Raw genomic sequence first — 14,523 nt, 5'->3', positions numbered from 1 at the left:
AATATTTTAAAATTGCCATTCAAGTGGCCGCTTAAAATCCCTGCTTTAAATTCCCGTCTAAGGTTATACCCTCATGTACCAAGCTATCAAACAACAGATCATAGATTATTTTTTCAGGAGGTGAAACGGCTTAGAAGAACCCTTTATAAGCCGACTTTTATGACAACACAATGGAACCCTTCCCAATTTAAGGACTTTTCACGATTTGAACACGATGCATGCGGAATAGTTGCCAGCATTGAAAAGAAGAAAATCCCTACGCGCGAAAATATTTTCCACTGTATCAACGGCCTGGTCACGATGAACCACCGAGCTGGTTTTATTAATGGCGAGGGTGATGGCGTTGGCGTGCACATTGACATCCCACGCGCACTCTGGAAGGAAAAGCTCGCTGCAGCCGGAGCTGATGTTAGTGCAGTCGACAAAGAGAACTTTGTGGTCGGACATGTTTTTATCACAAGGACGGAGCAGGCGCAGTCAATCCAGGATGAGCTGGTGGCAAAGCTAGCAGAACAGAATATGGAGCTGATTTTTTCATCAGTCGAGGTCACTGATTCAGGGGCACTCGGTCCGATTGCGATTCAGGAAAACCCTGTATTCTGGCAGTTCGCTTGCCTTGCAGACCAAACAGGTCAGGAGCTTTCCGGCAAATTGTTTGATATGATCGTAGATTTCGAGAAAAACGATCAGGTTCATGTGGCCTCCCTTAGCCAATATCATGCTGTTTATAAGGTAATGGGCGCAGGAGATATTCTGCCTAAATACTATCATGACCTGGCCAGCCCGCTTGTGGCATCTACCATGACACTTGGACACAATCGCTATTCAACTAATACTCTATCAAGCTTTTTCCGTGTCCAGCCGTTCAGCGTCCTTGGGCATAACGGTGAAATCAATACAATCGCAAGGCTGCGCGATGAAGCGCGCATGGTCAATGTGCCGCTTGTAAAAGACGGAAGTGACTCACAGGATCTCAGCCGTACAATCGAAACGTTTATTTGTCGCGATGGTTATTCTTTATTTGAGGCAATGGACATGATGTTCCCTCCAATCCTCAATGAAATCAAAGCTTATCCGGAACATTTGCAAGATTTATATACTTATATACGCGAAGCATGGGGCCATTTCGCCCAGGGACCTGCTGGCATCATTTCACGCTTTGGTGATGAAGCAGTATTCAGTGTAGACGCACTAGGCCTGCGCCCGCTTTGGATGGTAGACACAGAAAGCTCTTACCTATTTTCATCAGAGCCGGGAATCATCCCGTCAACCGATTACACAGGTGACCCAAAACCTCTCGCACCAGGCGAGAAGGTCGGCCTGAAATGGAACGGTGACACAATTGAAGTATTTGAAATGGAACAATTCCAGGGTGAAGTATTCAAGCGTTTTTCAGAGCGCCTCGCTTTCCAGGAAGCCCGCCATCGCCTAGGGGGCCCGCAGCTTGGCAAGACGGTTACAATGACATATCCGGATAAAATCCATAACGGACAATATAAAGCATTTGGCTGGGAGCGTGACCATGTTCAGCTTGTCGAACAGATGGCTGAAAAAGGCGCTGAGCCAATCCGCTCGCTCGGACACGACGCACCGCTTGCTGCGATGAATCCAGAACGAAAGAATATCGCAGACTTCATTAAAGAAAGTGTTGCTGTCGTAACGAATCCCGCTATTGACCGCGATCGTGAAGCTGAACATTTCTCAACACGGACTGTACTCGGCAAGCGCCCTTCCCTTTTCGGCAAATCCGAGACAGGTAAAGTCGTAGAATTGATCACACCTCTTCTTGTAGAAGGAAAGGCAGGCTACGAGGTTTCATTGGAAACTGGCCAGCCAAGCATGGATCAGGTCATCCAGTGTTACCAGGATGATAAACTGGCGGCGTATCTGGAAACGGTCTTCCACAATGATGAAACCGTTAAAGAAGCTCTTGAAAGGCTTGCTGCTGAGGCAATTGCTGCTGTTAAGGATGGCAAAACATTGCTTGTGCTTGACGACGCAATGTCCCACCAGGAAAATGCACTGTGGCTAGATCCGCACCTTGTCGTTTCGGCGATTGATCAGGCTCTTGTAAAAGAAGGTTTGCGCCGCGACTGCTCACTCCTGCTGCGTTCTGCTTCATTAAGATCACTGCATGATATCATTGTTGCCCTTGGCCTTGGTGCCGACGCAGTCAGCCCGTATTATATGTTCATGACCGTGCTTGATGAGTCCGTCAAGCCGCTCGTTAACCTATACAGTGCCTTGACAAAGGGTCTTGAAAAAGTAATTTCTACTATTGGTATTCATGAATTGCGTGGATATGGACGTTTGTTCTCGGCGATCGGCCTGAATGATGAAGTAGCAGATTATTTGGTGATCGTGAACTTCTTTGGTTCCAATGAACTTGCATACAATTTCGATGCAATGAAAGAAGATGCATTAAAAAGAGCAGAAGATTTCCAGAACGAAAAAGAACGGATCGGCAAAACGTTCCACCTCTTCCCTCGTATCTGGAAGGCGATTGGCGAGGTTGCTTCTACAGGAGATTACAGCGTTTACCGCGAGAAAATTTCCGAACAGGAAGACAGCAACCCTACAACCATCCGGCATTTGACTGGATTGAAGAAGGCTGAGACAGGAGTTTCACCGGAGGAAGTTGAAATTGGTGTTGGCGATCACAGCCTGCCGTTCGTCATCGCATCGATGTCATTCGGTTCACAAAATGAAATTGCTTTCCGCGCTTATGCTGAAGGTGCTGACCGTCTTAACATGGTCAGCATGAACGGCGAGGGCGGCGAAATAAAGGATATGCTTGGCAAATACCCACGCACTCGCGGCCAGCAGGTTGCTTCAGGACGTTTCGGCGTGAATGCTGAATTGCTGAACTCCTCCAACCTTCTGGAAATCAAGATTGGCCAGGGCGCAAAGCCTGGTGAAGGTGGACACCTACCTGGTTCGAAGGTAACGGCTAAAATCGCGGAAGCAAGGAATGCCACGATTGGCTCCGATTTGATATCACCTTCAAACAACCATGATATCTATTCAATCGAAGACCTTGCACAGATGATTCATGAATTGAAGACGGCCAATGACCAAGCGCGTGTTGCCGTTAAGGTTCCTGTCGTTCCGAATATCGGTACGATTGCAGTCGGTATTGCAAAAGCTGGTGCGGATATCATCACATTGAGCGGCTTCGATGGCGGTACTGGTGCTGCCCGTATTCACGCCCTTCAATATGTTGGACTGCCGGCAGAAATCGGCATCAAAGCCGCACATAACGCCCTGCTTGAAGCCGGATTGCGAGACAATGTCGAGCTTTGGGCTGACGGCGGTGTGAAGAGTGCTCAGGATGTCATTAAATATATGCTTTTAGGTGCAAACCGCGTCGGCTTCGGTACGCTGTCAATGCTTGCTATCGGCTGTACAACTTGCCGCGGCTGCCATCTTGATACTTGCCATGTAGGAATCGCGACACAGATCGATTCCGAGGCACAGGCGAAGGAACATGGACTGCGCCGATTTGTACCGCGCCAGTTCGACCTTGCCGTCCAGGGCATCATGAACTTGTTCACTGCTTTTGGAAATGAGCTTAAGGCTCTAGCTGCATCTGCAGGAATCAAGAATTTGCAGGAAGCAGTCGGCCGTTCAGACTTGCTTGAACAAATTAAAGGTCAAGATCTGCTTGATTTAACATATTTACTGAAGCCGCTTGAAATTGGCCAAATCACGCATCAAAAAGAAGCTGCCGCTTCCCTTGCTTCTGCACAGCTTCAGGTTGCAGCAGGCGCTGAATACCTGGATGCTGTCGATGAGGAGCTTCATCAGTCACGTGAATTCCAGGCTGTTACTGCCGAGCAGCGAGTGCTCGCAAGCAGGGTTTCCTGCCACAGGGTCCGCGGACGTCTGGATGGATCCTACAGAAAGCTTCAGCCAGTCACGCTCCGTTATAAAGGATCCATCCTTGGAAACGGACTTGGCGCTTATAACACAGACGGCATCAGCATAGAAATTGATGGCGGCGGCCAGGACGGAGTCGGCAAGACATCATTCGGAGGCGCAATTTTAATTGCAAAATCTCCTGGCAAGGACGGAGGTTTCTACAACGGTTCCGTCGGTAAGGGATTTGGATACGGGGCACAAAAAGGTTTGCTCGTAGCACAGGGCAATGCAGATGCTCGTGCCGGAATCCGTTTATCAGGAGCCGATATGATCATCGGCGGTCAGGTGAAAAAGCCTATTCCTGAAAAAGAATTCGGGAATCTTGGAACAAACGCCAATATCAAAGGTTTTGCTTTTGAATATATGACCAACGGCCGCGGACTTGTTCTCGGCGATCCGGGACCATGGATTTGCGCAGGCATGACAGGCGGTGTCGTTTATCTGAGACACCAGCCGGAGATGGGCTTGACAAAAGAAGCCATCAGCCGCCGAATCGCCAAAGGCGCGAAGGTTTCCATCGAGACCCTCTCAGCAAAAGGCATCAGTGATGTAAAAGAATTACTGGCGAACTACATCGAAATGGTTAAAAACCATGGCCAGGATAACGAAGCTGCTGATCTCGCCCTTCTGCTGGAACATCCAGAAGATCACTTCATCCAGGTCGTTCCTGTCAAAGAGCAGGCAGACCCAGCAGTATCAACTGAATGATGGGAAAATGATAGTGGCCCCGTTACTAAAACGGGGCCATTTATTTTACTTTTTGGCTCTGTTAAAGCCCAATGATGTTTTAAAGCCCTGTTGATTGTAGTGGAAGTCGCGTAGACTCCTCCGAAAATGCTAACGCATTTCCATCGTGCGTGGGCGGGTCGAGGAAGCACAATCAATGTCCTGCGGGATTAGTGAGTCTCGGGAGACCCCGCAGGCGCTGAAAGCGCCGAGGAGGCTACCGGACTGCCCGCGGAAAGCGAAGCGACTGGAGCAAAAATCAACAGCCGAATTTAACAGAGCCTTCTTTTTAGAATAATAGAAGGCTACTCTTGAAAAAGCGCACATAAACGAATATATTCCCTTGTTCAAGAATATCCTTCAATAATTACGGGATAAGTGGACCTCACTCTGATAGACTTGTAACCACTTACATTAAAAACAGGCTTATTTTTCGTAAAATTGTCGCTTGAACTTCTTGGTAATCCATTGTATAGTACATAATTGTTTAGTTTTGAACAAAATGGTTTAAAGTATAAATTAATGAATGAGATTTTTTTGTCTCTGAATGAAAGGAATCCACTTCCCATGAAACTTGGTGCCCGCATACTGAAAACGGGAATTGCCATCACACTTGCATTATTTTTATCGCATATTTTCGATCTTCCATCTCCGGTGTTTGCCGGAATTGCAGCAATTTTTGCCCTGCAGCCAACTGTATACCGCTCTTATCAATCGATTATTGAACATATCCAGGGCAATCTGATCGGGGCCGCTACCGCCGTGTTATTCGTAATGGCATTTGGCAACAGTATTTTCATTATCGGCCTTGCCGCGGTACTCGTGATCACTTTAAACCTTAAGCTGAGACTGGAAAATACAATCTCGCTTTCCCTTGTTACATTGATAGCGATTATGGAGACACCCGGTGATGATTTCATCCAGTTCGCATTGATCCGGTTCTCGACCATTATGCTTGGGGTTGTATCGGCATTCATTGTGAACCTCGTGTTCCTGCCGCCAAAGTATGAAAATAAGCTGTATTACAAGAGTTCTATTTTATCAGAGGAAATTACGAAATGGATCAGGCTGAGCACTCGTCACGCCTCTGAGCATCAGCTTTTGAAGGCAGATATTGAAAAGCTCCGAGAGGGAATCATCAAGCTGGATCAGCTGTATATGATGTATAAGGAAGAACGTGATTATTTTAAAAATAACCCTCTTGCTAAATCACGCAAGCTTGTTATTTACAGACAGATGATCACCACTGTTAAAAAATCGCTTGAAACGCTAAAAAGGCTTCACCGCTATGAAAATGAATTCAACCAGCTACCAGTTGAATTCCAGGAAGTCATCCAGCATCAGCTGGATTGCCTGATCAACCACCATGAGCAGGTGATGCTTAAGTATGTCGGCAAAGTAAGACCTGAAGCTTCCTATATTGAGGGTGACGTATGCCTGAACAAGGAGCAGCTTTTTGAATTATTTTTAGCTCAGCGAAGTGAACTGGCCCAAAGTAACAGCCAGATGCTTTATCATGTCATGCAGCTCGTGTCGATCATCATGGAATACGGCGAACAGGTTGAGCATCTGGATACGCTCGTCACCAGCTTCCAGTCCTACCATAAAGAAGATAGCAATGTAACGATGGATCAAAATACAGAAATTTAAAAGCAGCTGGTTTATCAGCTGCTTTTTCCTGTTGCATATAATGGCACTAACTCTTCATTCTAGGATCCAATGCATCCCTGAGACCATCGCCCATCAGGTTGAATCCGAGTACGGTTAACATGATTGCCAGACCAGGGAAAATCATGGTCCATGGAGCCTGGATCATATAGTCTTTCGCATCTGCCAGCATCTTCCCCCATTCTGGATTTGGCGCGTCCGCACCCAATCCGAGGAATCCCAGCGCAGCTGCCTCAATGATTGCCGTAGCAATCGCCAGCGTGCCCTGGACGATGATTGGCGCCATACTGTTCGGAAGTATATGCTGGAACAGAATTCTTCTATCCTTCATCCCAATCGCCTTGGCGGCCATAATATATTCCTCTTCTTTAACACTGAGTACCCTTGAACGGATCAGCCTTCCGAAGTTTGGTATATTAATGATCGCAATCGCAATCAGCGCATTCCGCAGCAATGGCCCGAGGACCGCTACAATCGCAATTGCCAACAAGATACTAGGGAATGCCAGCATAATATCAAAGATTCTTGAGATAATCGTATCGACCCATCTGCCATAATAACCGGCAAGGATTCCGAGCAGGCAACCCACGATGATTGATCCCATTACCGCGAAGGTTCCTACCCATAAAGAAATTCGCGCACCATAAATGACTCTGGAAAGAATATCGCGTCCAAAGTCATCCGTCCCGAACCAGTGGTCTGCCGAAGGCGCCTGGAGACGGACCTCCATTTTTTGCTCGTTAATTCCTTCTGGTGCTATTAAAGGAGCAAAGATCGCTAGTAAAATAAAAAACAAAACGATTACTGTCCCTACTAAAGCTAATTTATTTTTTTTGAAGCTATACCATGCTTCTGCCCAGGGAGACGCCACTTTTTCCTCTACCTGCACGGTTGGCGGCTGCATTTGTTTTTGAGTTGATATCTCCATCTGTCTCTCCCCTTCCATCAACGGTATTTGATCCGCGGATCAATTGCTGCGTACAATAGGTCAACTACTAGGTTGATCATTACAAAAATCAAAGCAATAATCAGGATTCCAGATTGGATTACCGGATAATCACGGTAATTGATCGCCTCGTAAATATAACGTCCAATTCCCGGCCAGCTAAAGATGGTTTCTGTCAGAATCGCCCCTCCAAGCAGAAGGCCTGTCTGCAAGCCAATGATAGTCAATACAGGAATGATCGCATTTTTGAGGGAGTGTTTGTAAACAACCCAGAACATGCTTAAACCCTTCGCCCTTGCAGTCCTGATAAAATCTGACCTCATGACCTCAAGCATTGTAGAACGAGTGATCCTTGCGATGATAGCCATCGGAATTGTTGCCAGTGCCATTGCCGGCAGCACAAGGTGCTTCAAGACTTCGACAAACTGGTCTGTCCTTCCCTGGATCAATGTATCAATAAGGTAAAAATTCGTAATGGTATCGACTGGGTTCCTCACTTCTTCGCGCCCGGAGGTCGGCAGTATATCCAGATTGATGGCGAACAACCACTGTTCCATCAAACCAAGCCAGAAAATTGGCATAGATACGCCGATAAGAGCGAGTATCATCGCTCCATAATCGAACCAAGAATTCTGGAACCAAGCACTGACGATTCCCGCATTTACACCAATAACAATGGCAATTAACATCGCTACAAAAGATAATTCCATCGTGGCTGCAAGATACGGCCAGATTTCAGTACTGATTTCCGACTTCGTTCTTAATGATTGTCCTAAATCTCCGGTCAATAGTCCGCCAAGATAATTAAAATATTGTACGTACCACGGCTGGTCGAGTCCAAGCTCTCTAGTCAAATCCGCAATCGCTTCTTTAGTCGCCAGTTGCCCGAGTATGACTTGGGCGGGATCGCCAGGGATTGCTCGGATCATAAAAAATACAATAAGTGATAGTCCTAACAAAACAGGAATTAGTGAAAATATTCTTCTGACAGAATAAGCAAACACCTTCCCACCTCTTTTCTTGATGAAAAGCATAAGCGCCTTCGTCAGCCCCGACATCGAAAAGCGGAGCCGACTGCCCAACTCTGACAAGTGCTTGAGGGCCTGACAGTGAAGTCGTTCTTTGAATTCATTGGCAGGACCGAATCCAAAATGTATAGCCGACTGTCCAGAAACGCAGAAACTGGAGACTCCGACAAAGAAGCGCTTTTCGCTTCTGCGGGCGGAGTTGGAGTTTCGGAGTTTCTAGGAGGCGAACTAGACAAGCGGCTCGAGAAGTTAGGAGCCGCAGCTAGACAAGCGACTCGAACTGCTCAAGCTTACGCTTCTTGCAATATACTCGAGGTTGCACTGTCAAAGATGAAAACTGGCTAGGCGCTGGAGCTAGACATTATTCAAATTGATTAATTTCATTTTTTTCAAAAGAAAAGGGAGAATGCACATGTTCTCCCTTTCCCAGATGCATTATTTTTTGAATTCAACATTTGCCAGGTTATCGGATCCTGTTGGATGCGCCTTGAATCCTGTGACGTCAGCTCTTCCCGCAAGCGCAGGCTCAGAGTGGACAAGCGGAATCCATGGAGCATCTTCTTTAATTAACAATTGAGCTTCTTTATAAAGTTTTTCGCGCTCAGCCTGGTCGTTTGTAGACTGAGCCTTGATGAACAAATCATGTACTTCCTGGCTAGCATAGCGTGCGTAGTTGTTGCTGTCGATATTGTCCTGATCTAAAAGGACATACAAGAAGTTATCAGCGTCACCATTGTCACCAGTCCAGCCAAGCAGGAATGTATCTGCTTCACCTGTACGAGCTTTTTCAAGATATGTTGCCCACTCATAAGAAACGATCTTTGCTTTTACGCCTACTTCAGCGAAATCTTTCTGGATCGCTTCAGCCACTTTCTTTCCATCTGGCATATATGGTCTTGGAACTGGCATTGCCCATAGTTCAATTTCGAATCCATCTTCATATCCAGCTTCCTTTAAAAGCTCCTTTGCTTTCTCCGGGTTGTAATCATACGGTTCCACATCATCGTTATAACCAGCTACCGATTTCGGCATCGGGTTCTTTGCAGGCTCTGCTGCTCCAGCGAAGAAAGCATCGATCAATGCTTGCTTATTAACCGCATGGTTCAATGCCTGGCGAACCTTCTTATCCTTAAGTGGTCCACGTTCGTTGTTCAATCCCAGGTAAGCTACGTTCAAAGAAGGACGATAGAAAACCTGAAGATCAGAATTGTTTTCGATTGATTCAACATCACTGAAGTTTACGCCGTCAATAATGTCGACTTCACCTGTGTTAAGGGCATTCAGACGAGCTGAATTTTCAGGGATTGCGCGGAAGATGACTTCATCAAGCTTTGGAAGTCCTTCCTGCCAGTAATCTTCGTTTTTCACCAATGTTACTCTGTCATTTCGTTTCCACTCTTTGAACTTGAACGGTCCAGTACCTACTGGATTTTCAATGAACTTTTCACCATGCTTCTCGATTGCAGCAGGGCTTGCAATCCCGAATGGAGACATTGCAAGGTTTTTATAGAATGGAGCAAGAATACGGTTCAATGTGAATTCAACTGTATGCTCATCCACTGCCTTAACTTCCTTGATTACGTCACCAAATTGTGAGTTATAGTAGTAGAATTGTTCTTTATTGCCGGCCATCCAGCGCTCGAAGTTGAAGACTACAGCTTCAGCGTTGAAGTCAGTACCGTCATGGAATTTGACACCTTTACGAAGTTTAAGTGTATGCTTTAAACCATCTTCAGACTCTTCCCAGCTTTCTGCAAGACCTGGGTGGATTTCTGTATCCTGCTCACCGAACTCGATGAGAGTTTCATAGATGTTCTTTGTTACCTTGAAAGCTTCACCTTCAGTTGTCACAGCTGGATCAAGCGATGTTGAATCACCGCCGCGGCCAAATACAAGAGTTCCTCCGGATGATGATCCACCATCAGAACCAGAATCCCCGCCAGTTTTCTTGCCGGATTCATTATTACAGCCGGCAAGCCCTAAGCTAAGGATAAGGATAAAAGCAAAAAACATTAATCCAAAACGCCTTTTCATAATCTTCCCCCTTGTTTTTTTGGACCGGTTTTATATATCCAGTCCATAATATCTATCATCTATGCTGTTTTCCCTGCAGACATTCCGGACAAGAATGAAATTCAGTACCAGATTTCCTGGAATAAACTTTAATTCCAGACTAATCAGGAATAAAGATGGCAGGCAGCAAAATGACCAGGTTCAATTTCCTTCAATACAGGTCTATCAGTCTTGCAGATTTCCATGCATTCCTTGCATCTTGTATGGAAAGCACAACCCTGAGGCGGATTCGCCGGGCTTGGAATATCCCCTGTCAGCAGCTCCTGATCCCTTTTTATATCAGGATCCGGGATCGGCACCGCTGAAAGCAGGGCTCTTGTGTACGGATGAAGCGGTTTTTCATACAACTTATCAGCTTCGGTGATTTCTACGAGTCTTCCTAAATACATGACTCCTACCCTGTCACTAATATGCCTTACTACACCAAGGTCATGGGCTATGAAAATATAAGTCAACTGGAATTCCTTTTGCAGGTCCTCCAGTAAATTCAATACCTGTGATTGAATCGAAACATCGAGTGCCGACACAGGTTCATCGGCTATGATTAGCTTCGGCCTTGTCATCAGTGCGCGGGCAATCCCTATACGCTGGCGCTGTCCGCCGCTGAACTGGTGCGGATACCTTTTGGCATGATAACTGCTGAGGCCTACTACCTCAAGCATTTCCTTGACCATCTGTTTGCGTTCCTTCTTAGTACCGATTCCATGGACGAGCAAAGGTTCCTCAAGGATTTTCTCAACTGTATGCCTTGGATTCAGTGATGCAAATGGATCCTGGAAGACCATCTGCATATCCTTCCGCGCCTTGCGCATTTCGTTGTCTGACAGGGTGACAAGATCTTTCCCCTCGAAAACGACCTGCCCTTCTGTCGGGTCAATCAGACGCATCAGCATTCTTCCTGTTGTTGATTTGCCGCAGCCTGACTCGCCAACAAGACCAAGCGTTTCACCTTTGTTCACCCAAAAGCTGATATCATCAACTGCTTTGACGCTTCCAGTCTGTTTGCCAAGGATACCCCCGGTAATCGGAAAATACTTCTTTAATCCATCAACTTTTAACAGTACTTCGGTCATCGGCTGCTCCCTCCTTCTCATGCAGCAGGCATCGAACAGTATGGCCTGGACTGCCAGTTTCATAGAGTTCAGGATCTTCGCTCAGGCATCTGTCCATGGCAAATTCGCATCTTGCAGCAAACCTGCAGCCCACCTTAATAGAACCTGGCTTCGGCACGTTTCCGGGAATGGAGTATAGCCGCTCCTGTTTATCCCTGATATCCGGAATCGATTTAAGCAGGCCGAGAGTATAAGGATGCTTAGGATTTTTAAAAATATCCTGTACAAGCCCTTCCTCGACGATTTTACCTGCATACATGACGACGACACGCTGGCAAACCTCGGCGACAACGCCAAGGTCATGAGTAATCATGATAATCGCTGTATCTAGCTTTTCATTTAGGTCCTTCATTAGAGCCAGGATTTGCGCCTGGATAGTTACATCGAGTGCTGTTGTCGGTTCATCAGCAATCAGCACCCGCGGATGGCAGCTCAGTGCCATTGCAATCATGACCCTCTGTCTCATTCCCCCTGAAAGCTGATGAGGATATTCTTTGATGATTTGTTCTGCCCTTGGCAGCCCGACGAGCTTAAGCATTTCTACAGCCTGCTGATAGGCGGCCTTTTTGCCGAGCTTCTTATGTATTTTCAAAGCCTCAACGAGCTGTTCACCAATTGTGAATAATGGATTCAGCGAAGTCATCGGTTCCTGGAAAATCATCGCGACCTCATTTCCGCGAATTTCCCGCATTCTCCTTTCGGAAGCGTGAACCAGGTCTTCCCCATTCAGAAGAATTTCCCCTCCAGCAATTTTTCCCGGAGGCTGGGGAATCAGCTTCATGATTGATAATGAAGTAACGCTCTTCCCGCTGCCCGATTCTCCGACTATCCCAAGGATTTCTCCTTTGTTAACTGAAAAACTGACATCATCGACTGCAGGAGTCTCTCCATCTTTAGTGATAAATGATGTTTTTAAGTTCTTAACATCCAAAACCGGAGCATGTACCACTTTCCTACTCCTTTCTATTACCGAAATATTATTGCTGAATAAAAATCTTATGTCTGTGTAAAACATTTTATATTAAAAAGACCAGGATAGTCCACTGATTTTTCTAAATTATTTAAATATAATAATAATTTAGAATTATTTTAGGCAATTGGTACTATTTGTATGTCAAAAGCTGATAAATTATGACACTATAGAAATGCGGTGAAAGTAATATCTTTTCAAGTGAATCTCTCTTAGAATAAAAAATCCCCCGAACAATGTCGGGGAATAGGTATTGTAATAGGCAAAATAAAAACCGAAGCAAAATGCCTCGGTTTTTTGCAATATATTTAACTTTCAAGCTGCTGGACCTGGAATAGTCTATGGTAGCCGCCCTGTTTTGCCATCAATTCATCATGGCTGCCGTCCTCGACGATTTCACCGTGTTCGATCAGGACAATCCTGTCAGCATGGGTAATCGTGGATAAACGGTGGGCTACCACGAATGTTGTCCTGTCTTTTGCCAGCTTCTCGATCGCTTCCTGAATAAGATGTTCACTCTCAAGGTCAAGCGCTGATGTTGCTTCATCCAGAATCAAGATCGGCGGGTTCTTCAGGAACACGCGCGCGATCGCGACACGCTGCTTTTGGCCTCCGGAAAGCTTGACGCCCCTTTCCCCGACTTTCGTATCATAGCCTTCTGGCAGACTCATAATAAAGTCATGGGCATTTGCAGCTTTTGCCGCTTGAATCACATCCTCGTCACTGGCTCCGGGCCTTCCTAAAAGGATATTCGATTTGACGGATTCACTGAATAAAATATTATCCTGCGCAACCATGCCGATTTTATCGCGGAGGGAACGGACCTTGAACGAACGGATGTCCTTCCCGTCGAGCAGAATCTCACCCTCGGTAACATCAAAGAATCTTGGAATCAGGCTCACAAACGAGGATTTTCCGCCGCCGCTCATGCCGACCAGGGCAATTGTTTCTCCCTTATTAACCTCTATATTCAATTTCTTGAGGACCGTCTCACCGTTTTCCTCATAAGAGAAGCTTACATTTCTAAAAGAAATATCCCCATGCACTTGTTTCAGTTCAATGGCATCAGGAGTATCCTTGATATCATATTTTTCATCCATGAACTCAAAAACCCGGTCCATTGATGCGATCGCCTGTGTCAATGTAGTTGACGAATTCACAAGCCTGCGCAGAGGGTTATACAGTCGGTCGATATACGCGATGAAAGCGGCCATTTCCCCTATGGTGAGATTCTCTTGAAGGACCTGGTAACCGGAAAAGCCAATTACCAGCAGTGGCGCTATATCAGTAATCGTATTGACTACCGCAAATGCTTTTGCATTCCATCTTGTGTGCTCAAGCGCTTTTGTTAAAAAGTTTTTATTCTGCTGGTCAAACTGTGTCTGCTCATAATCCTCAATCGCAAAGCTTTTGATGACCGAGATCCCGGCTACTCTTTCATGCAAATAGCTTTGTACCCCAGCGAGTGCCTGAGACCGTTCCCTCGTAAGCTTCCGAAGATTCCCGAAAAAGAATTTTACCGAAAAAGCGTAAAAAGGGAACAGGATCAATGAAACAAATGTAAGCTGGACATCCATCGAAAACATGATAGCAGCTGCTATCATAATCGTAGCAACATCAAGCCACAGATTCATCAGTCCAGTAACAACGAAGGTCTTGGTTTGCTCGACATCATTGATCATCCTTGAGATGACCTCTCCTGCTCTCGTATTGGAGTAATATTTGTAGCTGAGCCTCTGCATATGGGTAAACAGTCTGTCCCTTATGTCATAAAGGATTTTACTAGCTGTCCACTGGGCAAAATATTGACGATAGTACTCAATAGGCGGCCTGAGCACAACAAAAATAACGATCATGATGCCCATTACCCAAAGCAGTTTGTCTATTTTTTCATCCTTGGACATTGTTTCATTCCCAATGACATCATCAAGGACAAATTTTATTAAAAGTGGAATCAACAATGGTATCGCAAATTTTAGTATGCCGATTAGGATAGTTCCAATGATTTGCAGCCTATATGGTTTGACGAATTTTAAGTATCTGCGGATGCTGCCCAATTTATAGTTCCCCCTTATGGAG

At 45.8% G+C, this 14,523-nt stretch carries 9 protein-coding genes; 3 read left to right on the top strand and 6 right to left on the bottom strand.

What is annotated here, in order from left to right; genetic code table 11:
* Nucleotides 1–159 precede the first annotated feature (159 nt).
* Both FOF60_RS05160 and FOF60_RS05155 read left to right on the top strand, forming a co-directional pair.
* Nucleotides 160–4,629, top strand: coding sequence for a glutamate synthase-related protein (locus FOF60_RS05160; RefSeq protein WP_192469459.1), 4,470 nt, complete (start codon nt 160–162; stop codon nt 4,627–4,629).
* 585 nt (nt 4,630–5,214) lie between these two features.
* On the top strand, nt 5,215–6,297 hold the full coding sequence (locus tag FOF60_RS05155; protein WP_192469460.1) for an FUSC family protein: 1,083 nt from the start codon (nt 5,215–5,217) through the stop codon (nt 6,295–6,297).
* Nucleotides 6,298–6,343: 46 nt separating this feature from the next.
* On the opposite strand, the gene FOF60_RS05150 is transcribed toward FOF60_RS05155, so the two are convergent.
* Together FOF60_RS05150 and FOF60_RS05145 are read right to left on the bottom strand one after the other, a co-directional pair.
* Nucleotides 6,344–7,243 (bottom strand): ABC transporter permease, encoded by a 900-nt coding sequence (locus tag FOF60_RS05150; protein ID WP_192469461.1) that lies wholly within the window; start codon nt 7,241–7,243, stop codon nt 6,344–6,346.
* A gap of 17 nt (nt 7,244–7,260) precedes the next feature.
* On the bottom strand, nt 7,261–8,265 hold the full coding sequence (locus FOF60_RS05145; RefSeq protein WP_192469462.1) for an ABC transporter permease: 1,005 nt from the start codon (nt 8,263–8,265) through the stop codon (nt 7,261–7,263).
* Nucleotides 8,266–8,370: 105 nt separating this feature from the next.
* Here FOF60_RS05145 and FOF60_RS05140 point away from each other — a divergent pair, with 105 nt between their 5' ends.
* The gene (locus FOF60_RS05140) at nt 8,371–8,634 is read left to right on the top strand and encodes a hypothetical protein (RefSeq protein WP_251614370.1); all 264 of its coding nucleotides are present in this window, start codon (nt 8,371–8,373) and stop codon (nt 8,632–8,634) included.
* A gap of 90 nt (nt 8,635–8,724) precedes the next feature.
* Here FOF60_RS05140 and FOF60_RS05135 read toward each other — a convergent pair whose 3' ends face one another.
* The 4 genes from FOF60_RS05135 to FOF60_RS05120 all read right to left on the bottom strand — a co-directional run bounded on the left by FOF60_RS05135 (nt 8,725) and on the right by FOF60_RS05120 (nt 14,501).
* Nucleotides 8,725–10,323 carry an ABC transporter substrate-binding protein gene (locus tag FOF60_RS05135; protein WP_192469464.1) on the bottom strand — a complete coding sequence of 533 codons (1,599 nt, stop codon included), beginning with the start codon at nt 10,321–10,323 and terminating at the stop codon, nt 8,725–8,727.
* Between the two features lie 143 nt (nt 10,324–10,466).
* Nucleotides 10,467–11,435, bottom strand: coding sequence for an ABC transporter ATP-binding protein (locus FOF60_RS05130; protein ID WP_192469465.1), 969 nt, complete (start codon nt 11,433–11,435; stop codon nt 10,467–10,469).
* The gene (locus tag FOF60_RS05125; protein WP_251614373.1) at nt 11,410–12,423 is read right to left on the bottom strand and encodes an ABC transporter ATP-binding protein; all 1,014 of its coding nucleotides are present in this window, start codon (nt 12,421–12,423) and stop codon (nt 11,410–11,412) included. The genes FOF60_RS05130 and FOF60_RS05125 overlap by 26 nt, the downstream gene beginning before the upstream one ends.
* Before the next feature lie 329 nt (nt 12,424–12,752).
* A complete protein-coding gene (locus tag FOF60_RS05120; protein WP_192469467.1) occupies nt 12,753–14,501 on the bottom strand; it encodes an ABC transporter ATP-binding protein in 1,749 nt (582 codons plus the stop codon).
* Between the last annotated feature and the right edge of the window lie 22 nt (nt 14,502–14,523).

This window comes from Mesobacillus jeotgali (genome assembly GCF_014856545.2).
Classification (GTDB): domain Bacteria; phylum Bacillota; class Bacilli; order Bacillales; family Cytobacillaceae; genus Mesobacillus.
The sequence above is the reverse complement of the archived record's forward strand: the minus strand, read 5'-3'. Positions and strand labels throughout refer to the sequence as shown.